This window comes from uncultured Thermosynechococcus sp. (genome assembly GCF_937958135.1).
Taxonomy (GTDB): domain Bacteria; phylum Cyanobacteriota; class Cyanobacteriia; order Thermosynechococcales; family Thermosynechococcaceae; genus Thermosynechococcus.
Map to the genome: position 1 here is coordinate 1 of NZ_CALGOG010000041.1, position 18048 is coordinate 18048.

Here is an 18048-nt window from a genome sequence, read left to right on the forward strand (position 1 = left end):
GTGTAATCAGCCTGCGTTCAAAGCCGCTAAAGTCAGGGTCAATAAAGGCTTGGGTGAGTTGGCGGGCGCGATCGGGACGGAAATTAAAGAACACCACACCGTCTCCCGGTTCAACTGCACCCTCCGCAATGCGGGTGGGCACAATAAATTCATCGCCAATATCCTGCGCATAGGACTTACTGGCCACCTCCGCCGCCCGCAGGGGTTGAATATTCTCATTGCTCGTCATGACGCGGTAGGCCGCCTCGGTGCGATCCCAACGGCGATCGCGATCCATGGCATAGTAACGACCACTCACTGTAACAATTTGTCCACACCCTACTGTCTTCAGGCGTTGCTCCAATTCCTCAAGAACGCCCGCTGCATCGCGGGGGGGTGTATCACGACCATCGGTAATGGCATGGATACAGGCGGGTAACTCCTGGCGCTTTGCCAGTTCCACCAACCCGTAGAGGTGCTCAATGTGGGAATGTACGCCGCCGGCGGAACACAGGCCGATAAAGTGAAGCTTGCCATTGCGTTCCTTCACGGTTTGGCACAGATGCACCAGCACAGGATTGGTAAAGAAGCTGCCATCCTCAACAGCATCGGAAATGCGCACCAACTCCTGGGGAACAATGCGTCCGGCACCAATATTTAAGTGTCCCACCTCCGAGTTACCCATTTGTCCCTTGGGGAGTCCCACTGCCTTTCCAGAGGTGTAAATCAACGTGTGGGGATAGACCTGCCACAAACTGTCCATGACAGGAGTATTGGCGCTGGCGATCGCATTGCCATAGGTTTCTTCGCGATAGCCCCAACCATCCAAAATGATTAAAACAACGGGCGCAACAGGAGACGATGCCATGTGAATGCCCTACCTTAACTTTTCCGGGAAATGAGGTAAATTTTATAACCTCGCAAATGATACCATTCTCGACCGCGAGAGACAAATCGGGTTACTGCCGCTACAGTCCACAAACTGAATCAATTCTGAATCAATAGAAGATCTATCCTAGCGGATTAGAGATGGCCAAATGTTGAAAACTGTTACAGATGCGGCTTTTCAGGATTAAATCCTTGAAGACAAAAAATTGCCATGATAGTATCCAAACTGTTGTCTGTTAGCCAAAATTGGGAGTTATCCGTTGTCACTTCGGGTCGCAGTAGTTGGTGGTGGTCCAGCGGGTTCCTCGGCCGCTGAAACCTTAGCTAAAGCCGGAATCCAGACTTATCTCTTTGAACGTAAATTAGACAATGCCAAGCCCTGTGGCGGTGCGATCCCCCTGTGCATGGTCAGTGAATTTGACTTGCCACCGGAAATTATTGACCGCCGCGTGCGCAAAATGAAAATGATTTCTCCCTCCAATATCGAGGTGAACATTGGCCATACCCTTAAGGAGCACGAGTATATCGGGATGTGCCGCCGCGAAGTCCTCGATAGCTATATGCGCAATCGAGCAGCGGATTTGGGTGCCCACTTGATCAATGGCACCGTCTTTAAGCTGGAACAACCCGCCACCGGCGATCAGCCCTACACCCTCCACTATGTCCAAGAGGATGGTACTGCCCATAGCCTTGAGGTGGATGTCGTGATTGGGGCCGATGGGGCAAATTCCCGCATTGCCAAGGAAATTGATGCTGGGGATTACAACTATGCCATTGCCTATCAGGAGCGCATCCGCCTACCTGAGGACAAAATGGCCTACTACCAAGAGCTGGCGGAAATGTACGTGGGGAATGACGTATCTCCTGACTTCTATGCATGGGTCTTCCCGAAATATGACCATGTGGCCGTGGGCACCGGCACCATGAAAGTTAACAAGGACCGCATTCGAGAACTGCAAGCGGGAATTCGCGCCCGCGCTGCTGCCAAACTGGCAGGGGGACAAATTATTAAGGTGGAAGCCCACCCCATTCCTGAGCATCCTCGGCCACGGCGGGTGGTCGGTCGCGTGGCTCTCGTGGGAGATGCAGCGGGTACGGTCACCAAGTCCTCTGGGGAAGGCATCTACTTTGCCGCTAAGTCAGCGCGCATGTGCGCTGAAACTATTGTGGAAACCAGCAACGGTGGGCGGCGAATCCCTACAGAAGCTGACTTAAAGCAATATCTAAAACGCTGGGATAAAGCCTACGGCATGACTTATCTGGTTTTAGACCTGCTGCAACGAGTCTTCTATCGCTCCGATGCTACCCGTGAAGCTTTTGTGGAGATGTGTAGCGACATTGATGTCCAAAAGCTTACTTTTGATAGCTACCTCTACAAAACAGTTGTTCCTGCTAACCCACTGGTGCAGTTGAAGATTACAGCCAAAACAATCGGCAGTCTAATGCGGGGTAATGCCCTCGCTCCCTAGGTGCGTTTTGTCTGCGCTTTTCCCCTCAGAGGGCTTGAATCCACTCGTGGATGTTGTATTCTATCCAGACTTGGTGCTGCCAGTAGGGGTCGTTTTCAATGAGCTGGCGCACCTTTTCTTCGTTATCTGCCTCGTAAATGGCAAAAAAGTAGCGCAGATCTTTGGTGGGTCCGATGGTGATGAGAATCCCTTGGGCTTTTTGAGCTGCAAGACCGTCAAGATGCGCTTGGCGATAGGGGGCACGTCGCTCAAGGACATCCTCGCAATAACGTCCCCAAGCCACAAATTTTGTCATTTCATCCTCCTAGGCCTGTTCGGCAGCGAGTTGTGCCAGTTGTTCCTGCTGATCGCGGGCAATACAGGCTTGAATAATTGGTTCGAGATCGCCTTCTAGGACACTACTGAGACTAAAGTTTTGCCCTAGGCGGTGATCGGTGACGCGGTCGTCTTTGTAGTTGTAGGTGCGGATTTTTTCAGAGCGATCGCCTGTTCCCACTTGGGAGCGGCGCATTGAGGTAATGGCCTCCTGCTGCTCCCGCAGCTTCATTTCGTAGAGCTTCGCCCGCAGAATTTGAAAGGCTCGCTCCTTGTTCTTCAACTGGCTGCGTTCTTCGGTGCAGAAGATGCGAATGCCTGTCGGCTTGTGGAAGAGGTCAACAGCCGTTTCCACCTTGTTGACATTTTGGCCGCCTGCCCCCCCGGATCGCGCCGTGGTAATTTCAATATCTTTTGGATCGATTTCGACTTCCACTTCATCCACTTCAGGCATCACCGCCACCGTGGCCGTTGAGGTATGGATTCGTCCCCCTGCTTCGGTGACGGGTACCCGCTGCACGCGATGGACACCGGATTCAAACTTCAGCTTGCTATAGACGCGATCGCCCTTGATTTCAAGGATTGCCTCCTTGAAGCCGCCCATCTCAGCCAGGGATTCGCTCACTAACGTAACCTGCCACCCCTGCGTTTTGGCATAGCGGGAGTACATCCGCACCAAATCCCCTGCCCAAATGCCTGCCTCATCTCCCCCTGCGCCGGCGCGAATTTCCAGCATGATGTTTTTCTCATCATTGGGGTCGCGGGGCAAGAGTAGAATTTTCAGGCGTTCCTCAAGTTCGGCGATGCGGCGACTCAGATTAGCCACTTCCTCCTCAGCCATTTGCCGCAGTTCCGGTTCATTGACCGCCTCTTTCAGGAGTTGGCGGGCATCCACGAGTTGCTGAGTCAAGGACTGCCATTCATGGTAAGCATTGACCGTTTCCTCTAGGGCAGCACGGGAGCGAGCTACCTTCTGAAACTCTGTTGGATTGACCGCCACATCGGGATCCGCCAACCGACGGGTGAGTTCCGTAAAGGTTTGCTCGACAGTGCGTAGTTTTTCCAAAAGATAGGCTTCTGCCATAGGAAGAACGGCGAGACTCTAAACTTTACGGGAGTAGTACTCAACCACAAGGAGTTCGTTGACTTCAAGGGCGACCCACTGCCGCTCCACAATGCCCGTGACTCTGCCGGTGAGGGTACTTTTATCTAGCTCCAGATGACTGGGAATATTGGCAAGGCCGGGATTTTGAAGATTGGTTTCCACCAAGCGGCGCGATCGCTCGTTGTCGCGAACTGTAATCACATCCCCCGGACGGCACTGATAGCTGGGAATGGAAACACAGCGGCCATTGACGAGGATATGGCCATGGTTCACCAGTTGGCGGGCTGCTGGAATCGTGGGTGCCATACCCAGGCGGAAAACGGTGTTATCCAGCCGCATTTCCAATAATTGTAGGAGGGTTTGCCCCGTGGAACCACTCACGCGACGGGCTTTGCGCACATAGCGCACCAGTTGCCGCTCCGAGATCCCGTAGTTGAAGCGCAGTTTTTGCTTTTCATCAAGGCGCAGGGCGTATTCCGAGCGTTTTTTGCGAGCTTGGCCATGTTGACCGGGGGGATAGCTCCGCTTGGGAGTTTTGCGGGTGAGACCGGGTAGCTCACCCAGACGACGGACAATTCTCAAACGAGGGCCACGATATCGAGCCATGCAACTATACCCAACCTACAATGATGATGGTGTCTAACCAAACGAAAGATCAACTGATGTGCCGAGGGCAACTGGATCAGCTTGTCTAGTGTATCAAGAGAATAGGGGCGATCGCAACCCTAGGGGGAGGAGGGAAGGTCAGTCTCACGGCCTGCCTGCAGAGCCTTCAGATCCAAAAGGCTGACCATTGTACCCGTCAGCGGAATGGCCAAAAAAATCCCCGCCAAACCGCCCACGGTTCCGCCCACCAAAAGGGCAAAGAATAGAACAATTGGATTTAAGTTCACAGAATCTCCCATAATTCGCGGCATTAGGAGATTTTCTTCCACCTGCTGCAGGACAATACAGCTAATCAGCACCTGTAAACTCAGCAAAACTCCTTTGGGAAGCAAAACCAAACAGACAAGTCCAATTCCAAGGGTGGCGCCAATGCCGGGAATGAGATCAAAGCTGCCAGCAATGGCTGCCAATGCTAAGGTGTAGGGCACCTGGAGAATCAAGAGCACCACAAAAACAGAGGCGCCAAAAAATAGCGAAAGTAGAAAACGCCCCCAAAAAAAGCCCAGAAAATTTCGCCTTAAGGCTAAGGGCAAGCGCTCGCGCCACGGCTCGGACAAAAAGCTCAATAGATACTGCCACAGGGGTTCCCCCTCCAGCAGCATGAAGAAAGTAATCACAGCAATAATGATGCCGCCCAGAAAGAGACCAAACACTGACTGGAGTTTGCCAAAGCCAAACTGAATGCCCGCAAGCGTAAAGTTGCGCAATTCTGACTCCAGTTGCTGGAAATTAATGTCCAGATTCCAGCGGCGGAGAAACTGCTGCATGTTCTCAAGGGACTCAATCCACAGATCAATTTGCTCAGGCAAATTGGTGATTAGCTCTTGTAACTGGCCAATGATTGCCAAGCCGAGGGTAATTCCTAGCCCGATCAAAATAGCAAGTGTGCCAAGAAAGACAACCGTCACTGCAACCCCATGGGGGAGATACCTCTTGAGCCAGCCCACGGGATAGTTGAGCAAAAACGCCAAAATAGCGGCAAAAAGAAAAACTAGCAAAACGTAGGCAAAGTAGGACAACAGTTGCACCCCAATCCAGCCGAGGGCAAAAAGTAAAAGTAGGCGCCACAGGCGGCGGTTTTCAAGGCGATCGAACCAATTGAACATAGATTGCATCAGCAAGCTTGCAATGCCTTGACTATAGCCTACAGAGGGAATTGTGCGGCCTCCAGCCGATTTTAGGCTAACCCACTCAAGATTGGGGTCGGACACCGGGCCCCTGGGGGGGGCAGCTATACTTTGCCAAAGGGCTTTATTCCCCTTGCTTTACAGTCGGTCTGCACCTTTGGGATCATAGGATAAGGGTCTCAATTGTGTGGAGTAAGTTGGCGTGGATGACCACAGTTGGCAAACCAGTTCCCAGTGGATCATGGTGGGTCTGTTGCTCTTGTTTGCGATCGCCCACAGTGGATTGGCTAGCCTCCGCTCCTGGGCAGAAAAGCGAGTGGGTGCCCGCCTTTATCGCATTTTTTTTGCCCTTGTGAGCTTGCCCTTAGCCACCCTTTTGATTCTCTACTTTTTGGCACATCGCTACGACGGCGTCCAGCTGTGGCAACTCCAGGGGGTGCCGGGTATGGGGGCACTGGTGTGGAGCTTATCGGCAGTCTCGTTTCTCTTCCTCTATCCAGCCACCTTTAACTTGCTAGAAATTGCCGCCGTGCAAAAGCCAGAGATTCACCTCTATGAAACGGGGATTATTCGCATTACCCGCCACCCGCAGTTGTGGGGACAAGTCCTCTGGTGTGTGGCCCATACTCTGTGGTTGGGGACCTCCTTTACCCTGTTGACTTCCCTAGGTCTAATTGCCCACCACTGCTTTGGCGTTTGGCATGGCGATCGCCGTTGGTACGCACGGCATGGCGAGGCTTTTACCGCCCTGAAAGCTCGCACCTCAATCCTCCCCTTCAAGGCCATTTGGGAAGGCAAACAACAGTTGGTGTGGCAGGAATTTTTGCGCCCCGCCTATGGGGGAGTGGCCATTTTTGTTGCGTTGCTGTGGTGGCTGCACCCCTACTTTTACCGTGTCACCCCTCAAATCTTGCCCTTTTAGCGTTTCCTGTAGAAATTGCGCATAATTGAGGTTAGAGATATCCCGTTTCAGGCAAGTTTTTTCCACCCGTGTCCCCCCTCTTTTCTTTCCCCCCTTCTGCTGCTGAATCTCGCCTTCCTCGTCTTTTCAATCAATTGCAACCGCCCCCCGAAACCGTCGTACTCCTCTTGGCAGTACTGATCGGCGGTAGTTCGGGGCTAGGCGTGCTGTTGTTTCGTTATCTTATTGAAACAATTCATCACATTGCCCTCGAAGATTTCATGGGCATTATCGGGGGATGGGGGAGTTGGACACTCGCCTGTGTCCCTGCGTTGGGGGGCTGGCTGGTGGGGACAATCCGCTGGTTGGTTCAGGACTTTAGTCCCAACCTGATGTCACTGATGGGGACTGTAGAAGCTGGCAAGGAAATTCCCTTCATTCGACCTATTGCCAAAACCCTTGCAGCGGCGATTTCCCTCGGCACAGGTGCCTCCCTCGGTCCAGAAGGCCCCAGTGTGGAAGTGGGCGCCAATCTCGGCATTCTCTTGGGTCAAGCGCTGAAGGTTTCGCGAGGGCGGCAAAAGTTACTCCTCGGTGCAGGAGCAGCGGCAGGTTTGGCAGCCGGCTTCAATGCCCCGATCGCTGGCGTCTTCTTTGCTCTAGAGGTGGTTTTAGGAACCACGTTTGAAACAACGGCTGTAAGTGTAGTGCTGTTAGCAGCTGTTATTTCTGCCCTCATTACCCAGATTGGCCTAGGTTCCCAACCTGCCTTTGATTTGCCGACCTATGAGGTGCGCAGTTCCCTAGAGCTGCCTTTGTACCTAGGTTTGGGGCTTCTCGCCTACGGTGTTGCCGTCGCCTATACTCAGTTGCTTCGGTGGTTACCCCTGATCTTTCAGGGCAAAATTGCCCCACTGCAGTGTTTAGGCCGCATTCCCCTACCGCTGCGTCCCCTTGTGGGGGGGCTGTGTGTTGGCTTGGTTGCCCTGCACTTACCCCAAGTACTAGGAATTGGCTATGAGACAGTAGAAGCCATTCTGCGGGATGTCCACTTTCCCTTGGGGCTCCTATTGGTGTTGCTCTTGGCCAAGATGGTGTTGACGGCGGTGAGCTTAGGCAGTGGTTTGATTGGCGGTATCTTTGCACCGGCTCTCTTTTTGGGAGCCTCCTTGGGTGCTGCTTATGGTAAGGTGTTGCCCCTCCTGCTACCGATGTTTGCTGATAGTATTGCTACTCCTGCCGCCTACGCAACGGTGGGAATGGCAGCGGTTCTTGCCGCCAGTGTCAATGCTCCCTTGACGGCGATTTTGCTGCTCTTTGAAATGACGCGGGACTATCGGATTATCCTACCCCTGATGGCCGCAGTGGGTCTAAGTGTCTGGTTAATGAATAGTTTTCAAAAACGGCAGGAACTGCCGCCATTGGCAGTCAGGGTTCAGTCTCAGGAAGCGGAGCCAGAGGAGAGTTTAGCTAATCTTTCGGTTGCCGAAGCCATGCAGTCCAATGTGCTGTTGTTAAATGAAACGATTCCTCTGGTGGTTGCAGGGCTGCAACTCATTGAAAGAAAAGCCTACTGTTCATTTGTGATTGACAATCAACAGCAACTGGTTGGCCTTCTCACGCTGGGGGATGTTAACCGCGTGCTTGCCCGTTGGGAGGCCGATCAGGAAACCACCGCTTATCAGACGCAAACGGTGGGCGCTGTGTGTACGCGTAACCTACTGCTTGCCTATCGGGATGAACCGCTAAAGGATGCCCTAGATCGCATGGGGGCGCGGGATTTGCGGCAGTTGCCAGTGGTGGATCGCAACAACCCGCAACAGGTTTTGGGACTGCTCACCAGAGAAGATATTCGCCTTGCCTACTATTTGGATCAGACGCGGCGTAAGCTACTGCCCTACCTAGAGCGAGCAATGTTATCTATGCCTTCAGAACCGGTGGCTTCCGATTTGCTGCAGACTTTCCATTAACTGGGCGCGCAGGTGAATGACTTCGCCAATGACAATTAGAGCAGGGGTTTGAATTTTTGCCGCCTCGCAGGTGGCGATCGCTCGTTCCAATGTTGTCACCACCACCCGTTGCTGCGGTGTGGTTCCCGATTCAATCAAGGCTAAGGGGGTCTGGGGCGATCGCCCACCCGCTATCAGTTGCGGCACAATCTCCCCTAAGTGGTGAAGTCCCATGTAGATCACAATCGTATCTACCGCCGTAGCCAGCGCCGACCAATTGACCCGCGGTTGATAGCGGCCCGCAGACTCATGGCCTGTGACAAAGACCACCGAAGAACTCAAATCCCGATGGGTCAGGGGAATCTGCGCATAGGCTGGGGCAGCCACGCCACTGGTGATCCCCGGCACCACTTCCACAGTAATGCCTGCCTGCACCAATGCCAGATACTCTTCACCGCCCCGGCCAAAGACAAAGGGATCGCCCCCCTTAAGGCGCACAATGACCGCATGGCGCTTTGCCAAATCAATCAACAGGCGACAAATCTCAGCCTGGGAAAGAGTGTGATTCCCCCGCCGCTTGCCCACATGAATTTTTTCTGCTTGTGGGTTAATCAAGCCAAGAATTTCGGGGCTAATCAGCGCATCGTAGAGCACCACATCTGCCCATTCCAGCAGTGTCTTGGCACGCACCGTCAGTAGTCCCACATCTCCCGGCCCTGCGCCCACCAAATATACTTTTCCGATCAATTGGGATGAACTCATTCTTGAATAAGACCCTGTGTCACGGTTTCTACCTGCTGAGGAGCTAGAGGAGTTTACTCAACACTCACCATTTCTGCCGGTAGCGCTTCCCACCCTTGTCCCTTGCGTACCAGTAGCGGTGGTTCGACGGTGAGATCAAGGATACTCGACGTTTGCTGTCCCGGCGGCTCCCCCGTATCAATAATCAAATCCACCTGTTTGTCAAAGACATCGAAGAGATCTGCGGTATTCACATAATAGGTTTCGTCCTCGGGCAACCGTGCCGAGGTGGAAATAATGGGATTACCCAAGGCGGTCAACAGCGCTTGGCTTACGACGTGGTTAGGTACACGAATCCCCGTCGTTTTGCGTTTGGGATTTTGGACAAGGCGGGGCACCAGTTTAGTAGCCGGCAGCAAAAAGGTGTAGGGTCCCGGAATCAGGCGACGCATGAGGCGGTAAGCGGAATCGCTGACATAGGCATACTGGGCAATGTTGGAGAGAGAAGAGCACAAAAAGGTGACAGGTTTATCGTTGGAGAGTTGCTTGAGGTGGCGTACCCGTTGCACCGCTGCTTTGTGGTTCATATCGCAGCCAATGGCATAGACTGTATCGGTGGGGTAGAGCATGACTGCCCCTTCTTTGAGAGCCTCAACAATCTGGGCGATCGCGCGGGGTTGGGGGTTAACAGGATGAAGTTCAAAAATCGCTGCCATTAAAGAATCCACAAGGGCACTGCTGCCATAGCGTAGTTTTAGTTTAACGGCAAGGCATGGGCGAACGCACCTCCGAGGACTATTAGCCCTATTGACATCCTTCCCGGCCTGAAAGCCGGAGAAGTTCCTGCTTCCCACCGCCCACGCGGTTCGATATGCGGGAATGAGGCGGCTCATGGCCTACTGCGCTTTTCATGCCGACGGAAGCTGTGGTCGCCGTCCTAGGTTGCTTCAAGTTGTGACGGTGCGCCGATTTCCATCGTGCGCCAATACATCGAGAGCAGCGGACGCCACACTGAAAACGAGCCGAAGGCAGACAAGGAGTTCAGTTTTCTTGGCTTGCCAGGTTGCCTAGGGCTGCTGAAAGTCCCCGACTTCAGTCGGTGGAAAGTTTACGTGTTGACCTAGCTGATCTATTGGGATGACGCGCCCTAGCACCAAGAGGGGTAACATCCACTGTTAAAATTTGTGATGGGTTATGCATCCGTGCAGCATTTTTGCCCTTAGGAGAGAACGAATTTGAGCGAAGCAGCTGTTGCCATTGTTACCGGTGCCTCACGGGGAATTGGTCGGGCGATCGCCCTTGAACTGGCGAAGGAGGGAGCTACGGTGGTTGTCAACTACGCCCGTTCGGCTGAGGCCGCCCTTGAAGTAGTGCAGACTATTGAACAACAAGGGGGAAAAGCCATTCCCATTGCTGCTGACGTTTCTATCCCTGAGCAAGTGGATGCCCTAGTGGCAAAAACACTGGAAACCTACGGCCGTGTGGATGTCTTGGTCAACAATGCCGGTATTACCCGCGACACACTGCTGCTGCGCATGAGCCTTGAGGACTGGCAGGCGGTGATTAACCTCAACCTGACCGGCGTTTTCCTGTGTACTCGTGCGGTGAGTAAGTTAATGCTCAAGCAAAGGCGGGGACGGATTATCAACATTGCGTCTGTAGCAGGACAAATGGGCAACCCCGGCCAAGCCAACTACAGTGCTGCCAAAGCGGGCGTAATTGGCTTTACGAAAACCGTTGCCAAGGAGTTAGCCAGTCGGGGCATTACTGTCAATGCTGTTGCCCCCGGCTTTATTGCTACGGAGATGACAGCGGGTCTAAAAGCCGAAGAAATTCTTAAATTTATTCCTCTGGGGCGGTATGGCGAACCCATGGAAGTGGCGGGCATGGTGCGCTTTTTGGCCTTGGATCCAGCAGCCGCCTACATTACGGGGCAAGTCTTCAATGTGGATGGTGGTATGGTAATGGCCTAAATGGCTTGGAGTAGTGCAGCAACCCATGACCGACGCAATTACCCTTCCCAGTCAATATAATCCCAAGCAAACCGAAGCCAAGTGGCAACAGCTTTGGGAGCACAGCGGTGTTTTTCACGCTGATCCCAACCGTCCTGGTAAACCCTACTGCATTGTCATTCCACCCCCCAATGTCACCGGCAGTCTGCACATGGGGCACGCCTTTGAGCATGCCCTAATTGATGTCTTGGTTCGTTACCACCGCATGATTGGCCGCAATGTCCTCTGGCTGCCAGGGACAGACCACGCCAGTATTGCTGTCAGCACTATTTTGGATCAACAGTTGCAGGCGGAGGGCACCAACCGCTTTGCCCTTGGACGAGAGGCCTATCTCCAGCGGGCATGGGCGTGGAAAGAGGCATCGGGAAATACAATTGTCAGCCAAATTCGCCGCTTAGGTCTATCGGTGGATTGGTCGCGGGAGCGCTTCACCATGGACGAGGGACTGTCGCGGGCAGTGCTGACCGCCTTTAATTCCCTCTACGACGCAGGGCTAATCTATCGCGGTAAGTATTTGGTGAACTGGTGTCCCGCCAGCCAATCGGCAGTCTCGGACTTGGAGGTGGAAAACCGGGAGGTGCAGGGGCATCTCTGGTATTTTCGCTATCCGCTGGCGGATGGCTCAGGATATTTGGAGGTGGCGACAACCCGTCCGGAAACGATGCTGGGGGATACGGCGGTGGCAGTTCATCCGGAGGACGATCGCTACCGACATTTCATTGGTAAAACAGTACGCCTGCCCCTAGTGAATCGAGAAATTCCCGTGATTGGCGATCCGTTGGTGGATCCGACGTTTGGCACTGGCTGCGTCAAGGTCACCCCCGCCCATGATCCCAACGACTTTCTCATGGGGCAACGCCATCACCTACCGATGATTAACCTGATGAATAAGGATGGCACCCTCAATGAGAATGCAGGGGAATTTGCCGGTTTGGACCGCTTTGTGGCTCGCAAGCAGGTGGTGGCTCGCCTAGAGGCAGAGGGCTTTTTAGTACGGGTGGAGGATTACAAACATACGGTTCCCTATAGCGATCGCGGCAAAGTGCCCATTGAACCCCTGCTTTCTACCCAGTGGTTTGTGAAAATTCGTCCCTTGGCAGATGCTGCCCTCAAGGCGCTGGATCACAAGCACTCCCCCCGCTTTATCCCCGATCGCTGGGCCAAGGTCTATCGCGATTGGCTGGTGAATCTGCGGGATTGGTGTATCTCGCGGCAACTGTGGTGGGGGCATCAAATTCCCGCTTGGTACGTGGTCAGTGAAACCAACGGTGAAGTGCGCGATGACACTCCCTTTGTGGTAGCGATGAATGAAACGGAAGCGCGCGCCAAGGCGATCGCCCAATTTGGCCAGGAGATTCAACTCCAGCAGGATGAGGATGTCCTAGATACTTGGTTTTCCTCTGGCCTATGGCCTTTTTCTACCCTAGGCTGGCCTGAGGACACCCCCGACTATCGCCGCTATTACCCCACCACCACCCTTGTTACAGGGTTTGACATCATCTTTTTCTGGGTGGCACGGATGACCATGCTGGGGCAGTACCTCACCGGAAAAATCCCCTTCCGCGATGTCTATATCCATGGCTTGGTGCGGGATGAAAACAACAAAAAAATGTCCAAGTCCGCCAACAATGGCATTGACCCGCTCATTCTCATTGACAAATACGGCACCGATGCCCTCCGCTACAGCTTGGTCAAGGAAGTGGTGGGTGCCGGTCAGGATATTCGCCTAGCCTACAATCGCAAGACCGATGAGTCGGCCACAGTCGAGGCCGCCCGCAACTTTGCTAACAAACTTTGGAATGCTTCCCGCTTTGTCCTGCTGAATCTGGAGGGACAAACCCCCGCCCAGTTGGGAACACCGCGGCGGCGGGATCTAGCAGCTAGCGATCGCTGGATTCTCAGTCGCTACCATACGACCGTTCAAACCACCCGCCAGCGGATTGAAAGCTATGGCCTTGGGGAAGCCGCTAAGGGACTCTATGAATTCATCTGGGGTGATTTCTGCGACTGGTACATTGAACTGGTCAAGCCGCGTTTGCAAGGAGAAAACCCCAAGGCCAAGCGCACCGCTCAGCAGGTGCTGGCTACCGTGCTGGATGGCACCCTGAAGTTGCTCCATCCTTTTATGCCCCACATTACTGAGGAAATCTGGCACACATTGCATCAAGTGGAAGACAGCGAAGTTTTGGCGGTGCAACCCTACCCGAAAGTAAACCGCCGCGCTATTGATCCTGAGCTGGAAGCCCAATTTAGCCTTTTAATTGAAACGATCCGCACCATTCGGAATCTACGGGCAGAGGCGGGGATTAAACCCGGAGTCTATGTGAGTGCTCTGATTGAAGCCAGTGCCGAGGAAGAGCCGATTTTTGAAGCCGGGGCTGCCGATATTCAACATTTGGCTCGTCTGGAATCGCTGACGATTGGCAGCGGACTGCAAATTCCCTCGCAGGTCTTTAGTGGTGTGGTGGGCAAGAGTGAGGTGCTCATTCCCCTCGCGGGGGTCGTGGATGTGGCGGCCTTGGCGACTAAACTCCAGAAGGAGAGCGATCGCCTAACGGGGGAAATCCAGTCTTTAACGGCTCGCCTCAACAACCCCAACTTTGTCCACAAAGCCCAACCCGAGGTAGTAGCCACAGCCCAAGCCCAACTGGCCGCTGCCCAGCAACAACTGACCATTATCGAACGCCGACTCCAGTCCCTGACTGTCCATCCTTAAACCCAGCAGTGCCATGATGACGGTAAAGGGGAGGCAATTAAAATGATCCGAGAACGGGATGCCCAAACAAAAAATAGGGAGGCAACGCCCCCCTGAACTGCAATTCAACTGCAATGAACTGAGAAGGTCTCAGCCTTAATAGCGATAGCCACTGTAGCCGCTGTTGGCCTGATTGGGCTTATAGACAATGAAGCTCATCACTTGACACTGTTTAATGTTGTCAAAGGCCACCACGCGGATGAAACAGTTGGGATACTCAGAACGGCACTGCTGTACCTCATTGAGTACCTCTTGGGCATTGGTGCAGTTAAAGAGGGGCAGCTTCCACATTGTCCAGTAGCGAATTTCTGCATCAGAGCTTTCGTTAAACTCCACGCAAGGATGGTAGCCCTGATCAATGGCGTACTGGATTTGGCGGGCAATTTGGGCGTCACTAAGGGGAGGCAGGTAGGAGAAGGTTTCGTAACGACGCTCTTTGGGTAGGGTCTTCATAGCTTCCTCAATTGGTTCACAATTAACACAGTTAACAACTTATTCAGGAGTTTCGCGGTTGTTGCTCTCAACATTGGCGTCAGACACTTGGGTCATCCGCTCCAGTTGTTGACAGCGGTGTTGTAAATTGGCCTGCTGGATGCCAGTCCGCAGCATTTCCGGTAGGTAGTCTGCCACCATTTCCGCGAGATGTTCGCGCACCGTAAGAATGCGAAAACCGAGATCGGGCTGTTCGCGAAAGAGGGCTTCCAAGTAGCGCTCGCCATCTTGGATACTTTCTTGACTCGTGAACTGGTGCAGCCAGAGGGATCGCGGTGGATCAGTCTCGGCCAACTGCCCGATCACGGTTCGCACGGCCTGATAGGTTAAGTAACTAATCAGGGTTTTGGTGGTTTGCTTCGCAATGTGCTTGACATCCATAGACCTGCGGGGAAATCGTTGCCACAGCTTCGATTGAACCCCATTTACCCCACCTAGATTGTGTCCTGCGCCTCAAACTCGAATTTGATTTCCTTCCAGAGTTCGCAGGCGGCAGCCAGTTCAGGACTCCAGCGGGCAGCTTCACGGATGATGTCGCCGCCTTCGCGCATGAGATCGCGGCCTTCATTGCGAGCTTGGATACAGGCTTCAAGTGCCACGCGGTTGGCCGTTGCCCCCGGTGCATTGCCCCATGGGTGACCCAAAGTGCCACCGCCAAATTGCAGCACGGCATCATCGCCAAAAATGTCCACCAAGGCTGGCACGTGCCAGACGTGAATACCGCCGGAGGCAACCGCCATCACCCCTGGCATTGAGGCCCAATCTTGGGTGAAGTAAATGCCACGGGAGCGATCTTGCTCAATGTAATTTTCCCGCAGCAAATCCACAAAGCCCAGGGTGACGGCCTTATCCCCTTCGAGTTTACCGACCACCGTACCCGTGTGGATGTGATCACCGCCGGACATCCGCAGGCACTTGGCCAGGACTCGGAAGTGAATCCCATGGTTTTTCTGGCGGTCAATCACTGCGTGCATGGCGCGGTGAATGTGCAGGAGCACCCCGTTATCGCGACACCACTTAGACAAGGTGGTATTAGCTGTAAAGCCGGCGGTGAGGAAGTCGTGCATGATGATGGGCATTCCCAGCTCTTTTGCAAACTCTGCCCGTTTTAACATTTCTTCGCAGGTCGCAGCGGTCACGTTCAAGTAGTGACCTTTGATTTCGCCGGTTTCTGCTTGGGCTTTGTGAATAGCATCAGCAACAAACAGGAAGCGATCGCGCCAGCGCATGAAGGGTTGACTGTTGACGTTTTCATCGTCTTTGGTGAAGTCCAACCCACCGCGCAGTGCTTCATAAACTGCACGACCGTAGTTTTTTGCCGACAGACCCAGCTTGGGCTTAATTGTGCAGCCCAAAAGCGGACGACCATACTTGTTGAGTTTATCGCGCTCCACCTGAATGCCGTGGGGCGGGCCTTGGAAGGTCTTCAAGTAGGCCACCGGCAGACGCAAATCTTCTAAGCGCAGAGCTTTGAGAGCCTTAAAGCCAAAGACGTTGCCGACAATCGAGGTGAGGAGGTTCGTCACCGAACCTTCTTCAAACAAATCAAGGGGATAGGCAATGTAAGCAATAAACTGATTATCTTCCCCCGGCAGCGGTTCGATGTCGTAGCAGCGCCCCTTATAGCGATCCAAGTCGGTGAGCAGGTCAGTCCACACTGTGGTCCAGGTGCCGGTGGAGGATTCTGCAGCAACGGCTGCGGCGGCTTCCTCAAAGGGCACCCCTGGCTGTGGGGTCACACGGAAAGCCGCCAGAATATCAGTATCTTTGGGAGTGTAATCGGGGGTGTAGTAGGTCAGGCGGTAGTCCTTTACCCCTGCCTCATACCCAGCTTTCTGGGATTTCGATTGCGTGTAGGCCATAGACGTTGTTCCTCTTTAACGGTTAGTGTGCCAGATAGAGCAGTCTCTACGGGCAACTTTTGCAATGGGTAATATGAACGCTACGATTCCCCCAAATGGGGCAAAACTTAGCAATAGGGGACTCGGCGAGATGATAAAACCACCCACAAGCCTTTAGTGTTGTCGTAGGTCTTATGCTTAAGCATCAGCTTAGTTGATACCCAATGCAATAACTTTTGCTTTGGAGATTCTTAATTATTCTATAGGTTTGAGTTATCAATCTTTAGAATTGTTTATGGGTTTCTAATCAGAAGGATATAATCCTAGTCTGATCTCTATCAAAAAATGACTAATCATTGCCTTAAATCAATTTAACAGCACCCATGGGGGCGATCGCTCTATTGTTCTTCAAAGAAAGAGGGTGGAATTTCTATGAGTTCAATAATTCAGTGGTATCCCGGCCACATTGCCAAAGCAGAACGTGCCCTCAAGGAACAGCTCAAACAAGTGGACGTCATCTTAGAAGTGCGGGATGCGCGGATACCCCTCGCCAGTTGCCATCCCCAAATTCGGCAGTGGGCCAGTGGCAAGCACCGCCTTTTGGTGCTTAATGGTATGGACAGAATTAGCGATCGCGATCGCCAGCAATGGCTGGCATGGTTTGAGGCACAGGGGGAGACGGTCTTTTTCACCAATGCGCAACGGGGTGAGGGGATTCGCCGACTCCAACAGGCGGCAGTGCAGTCTGGGGTAGCAATCAACCAGCGCCGTCAACAGCGGGGCATGCAGGTAAGAGCGGTGCGCGCCGTTGTCTTGGGGTTTCCCAATGTGGGCAAGTCAGCCCTGATTAATCGCCTCCTACAGCAGCGGGTTGTGGAAAGTGCCGCCCGTCCCGGCGTGACACGGCAGCTGCGCTGGGTGCGCTTGTCGCCCACGTTAGAACTTTTGGATGCCCCCGGTGTCTTGCCGATGAATTTTAAGAATCAAGAGGCGGCGGTAAAACTGGCCATTTGTGATGATATTGGCCAAGCGGCCTACGATCCCTGCCGGGTGGCACCGATTCTAGTGGAGTTGCTGCATCGGTTAGGACACGCCGATCGCCTTAGCGATCGCTATGGTTTAGCCGTCACCGACACGGGGGAAACCTATCTGCATGATCTCGCCCACCGCCGCTACCATGGGGACTTAGAACGGGCGGCACGACACCTGTTGCAGGACTACCGCCGCGGTTACTTGGGGGCGATCGCCCTTGAGCATCCTCCTCAGTAATATCCATGCACCCAACGCAAATGGAGACAACTGTGAAAACACCTAAAAACAGCTTGGTAGCCCCGTACTTCAGTGCGGGGTGGAAAAGCGTTAGGGCGATCACCGGTGATGTGGGTCTTCAATATATTTTTGAATTGTGGCAGCACTAACATTGCCTGCAGTACTAAAAAAGTATGAGCAACTCCAGAGGCTAGGCAAACGAGTTAGTTGTGGGAACTCTTTTTTCAAGTAGTGGTTATACTTTGCACTTTCCTTTCGCACAACTTCAATCAGAAAACCAACCGTAAGCATCGTACTCAACAGGATGTTCCATTTCAAAATGTTCCCACAACCAATCACTGCACCCGACCGTAGGCTAAACTGTCCGTATCATCCAAAGTCATTCAAAGTCATTGACGGCGGGTGAGTTCGATCGTTGCATCCTCCATAATCAAACAATCAGGGTAAAATTTCAGAAGAGGCAATAATCGGAACCCTTGAGCCAGGGATAGTTAGAGTATGAACGCCGTCGAAATTGAAGAAGCCGTTTCTAAACTGGC

General features: G+C 53.2%; 17 protein-coding genes. 6 read left to right on the forward strand and 11 right to left on the reverse strand.

The window, feature by feature from the left end; all coding sequences use genetic code 11:
- Positions 1-847 (reverse strand): 2,3-bisphosphoglycerate-independent phosphoglycerate mutase (gpmI, locus tag Q0711_RS05285; RefSeq protein ID WP_299041871.1); only part of this gene is annotated, 847 nt, incomplete at its 3' end.
- Between the two features lie 280 nt (positions 848-1127).
- Between gpmI and chlP the strand changes: the two genes are divergently transcribed.
- Positions 1128-2336: a geranylgeranyl reductase gene (chlP, locus tag Q0711_RS05290; protein WP_298613499.1), complete on the forward strand. Its 1209-nt coding sequence runs from the start codon at positions 1128-1130 to the stop codon at positions 2334-2336.
- 25 nt (positions 2337-2361) lie between these two features.
- Here chlP and Q0711_RS05295 read toward each other — a convergent pair whose 3' ends face one another.
- From Q0711_RS05295 to Q0711_RS05310, 4 genes are all read right to left on the reverse strand, one after another.
- Positions 2362-2631 carry a YciI family protein gene (locus Q0711_RS05295; RefSeq protein WP_298613502.1) on the reverse strand — a complete coding sequence of 90 codons (270 nt, stop codon included), beginning with the start codon at positions 2629-2631 and terminating at the stop codon, positions 2362-2364.
- A gap of 9 nt (positions 2632-2640) precedes the next feature.
- The gene (gene prfA, locus Q0711_RS05300) at positions 2641-3735 is read right to left on the reverse strand and encodes a peptide chain release factor 1 (RefSeq protein WP_298613505.1); all 1095 of its coding nucleotides are present in this window, start codon (positions 3733-3735) and stop codon (positions 2641-2643) included.
- An 18-nt stretch (positions 3736-3753) separates the two neighbouring features.
- Positions 3754-4362 carry a 30S ribosomal protein S4 gene (gene rpsD / locus Q0711_RS05305; protein ID WP_298613508.1) on the reverse strand — a complete coding sequence of 203 codons (609 nt, stop codon included), beginning with the start codon at positions 4360-4362 and terminating at the stop codon, positions 3754-3756.
- Positions 4363-4481: 119 nt separating this feature from the next.
- The gene (locus Q0711_RS05310; protein WP_298613511.1) at positions 4482-5528 is read right to left on the reverse strand and encodes an AI-2E family transporter; all 1047 of its coding nucleotides are present in this window, start codon (positions 5526-5528) and stop codon (positions 4482-4484) included.
- A 223-nt stretch (positions 5529-5751) separates the two neighbouring features.
- On the opposite strand from Q0711_RS05310, the gene Q0711_RS05315 reads away from it, so the two are divergent.
- Together Q0711_RS05315 and Q0711_RS05320 are read left to right on the forward strand one after the other, a co-directional pair.
- Complete coding sequence (locus Q0711_RS05315) at positions 5752-6471, forward strand: NnrU family protein (RefSeq protein WP_298613514.1); 720 nt, start codon at positions 5752-5754, stop codon at positions 6469-6471.
- Between the two features lie 68 nt (positions 6472-6539).
- Entirely contained in the window at positions 6540-8420 is a 1881-nt protein-coding gene (locus Q0711_RS05320) for a chloride channel protein (protein WP_299041874.1), read from the forward strand.
- Here Q0711_RS05320 and cobA read toward each other — a convergent pair.
- A complete protein-coding gene (cobA, locus tag Q0711_RS05325) occupies positions 8379-9161 on the reverse strand; it encodes a uroporphyrinogen-III C-methyltransferase (protein ID WP_298613520.1) in 783 nt (260 codons plus the stop codon). The two genes, Q0711_RS05320 and cobA, sit on opposite strands and share 42 nt — an antisense overlap.
- A 53-nt stretch (positions 9162-9214) precedes the next feature.
- Positions 9215-9856, reverse strand: coding sequence for an L-threonylcarbamoyladenylate synthase (locus Q0711_RS05330; RefSeq protein WP_298613523.1), 642 nt, complete (start codon positions 9854-9856; stop codon positions 9215-9217).
- 519 nt (positions 9857-10375) lie between these two features.
- On the opposite strand from Q0711_RS05330, the gene fabG reads away from it, so the two are divergent.
- Positions 10376-11113 (forward strand): 3-oxoacyl-[acyl-carrier-protein] reductase, encoded by a 738-nt coding sequence (gene fabG / locus Q0711_RS05335; RefSeq protein ID WP_298613526.1) that lies wholly within the window; start codon positions 10376-10378, stop codon positions 11111-11113.
- Between the two features lie 25 nt (positions 11114-11138).
- A complete protein-coding gene (locus Q0711_RS05340) occupies positions 11139-13868 on the forward strand; it encodes a valine--tRNA ligase (RefSeq protein ID WP_298613529.1) in 2730 nt (909 codons plus the stop codon).
- A 135-nt stretch (positions 13869-14003) separates the two neighbouring features.
- Here Q0711_RS05340 and Q0711_RS05345 read toward each other — a convergent pair whose 3' ends face one another.
- The 3 genes from Q0711_RS05345 to Q0711_RS05355 are packed head-to-tail and all read right to left on the reverse strand — an operon-like array spanning position 14004 to position 16261.
- The gene (locus Q0711_RS05345) at positions 14004-14360 is read right to left on the reverse strand and encodes a ribulose bisphosphate carboxylase small subunit (RefSeq protein ID WP_250683123.1); all 357 of its coding nucleotides are present in this window, start codon (positions 14358-14360) and stop codon (positions 14004-14006) included.
- Between the two features lie 39 nt (positions 14361-14399).
- Positions 14400-14780 (reverse strand): chaperonin family protein RbcX, encoded by a 381-nt coding sequence (locus Q0711_RS05350; RefSeq protein ID WP_298613536.1) that lies wholly within the window; start codon positions 14778-14780, stop codon positions 14400-14402.
- 53 nt (positions 14781-14833) lie between these two features.
- Positions 14834-16261 (reverse strand): form I ribulose bisphosphate carboxylase large subunit, encoded by a 1428-nt coding sequence (locus Q0711_RS05355; protein WP_298613538.1) that lies wholly within the window; start codon positions 16259-16261, stop codon positions 14834-14836.
- 411 nt (positions 16262-16672) lie between these two features.
- On the opposite strand from Q0711_RS05355, the gene ylqF reads away from it, so the two are divergent.
- Positions 16673-17509 carry a ribosome biogenesis GTPase YlqF gene (ylqF, locus tag Q0711_RS05360; RefSeq protein WP_298613541.1) on the forward strand — a complete coding sequence of 279 codons (837 nt, stop codon included), beginning with the start codon at positions 16673-16675 and terminating at the stop codon, positions 17507-17509.
- 99 nt (positions 17510-17608) lie between these two features.
- Here ylqF and Q0711_RS05365 read toward each other — a convergent pair whose 3' ends face one another.
- Positions 17609-17800 (reverse strand): transposase, encoded by a 192-nt coding sequence (locus Q0711_RS05365; protein ID WP_299041879.1) that lies wholly within the window; start codon positions 17798-17800, stop codon positions 17609-17611.
- Positions 17801-18048: the final 248 nt, after the last annotated feature.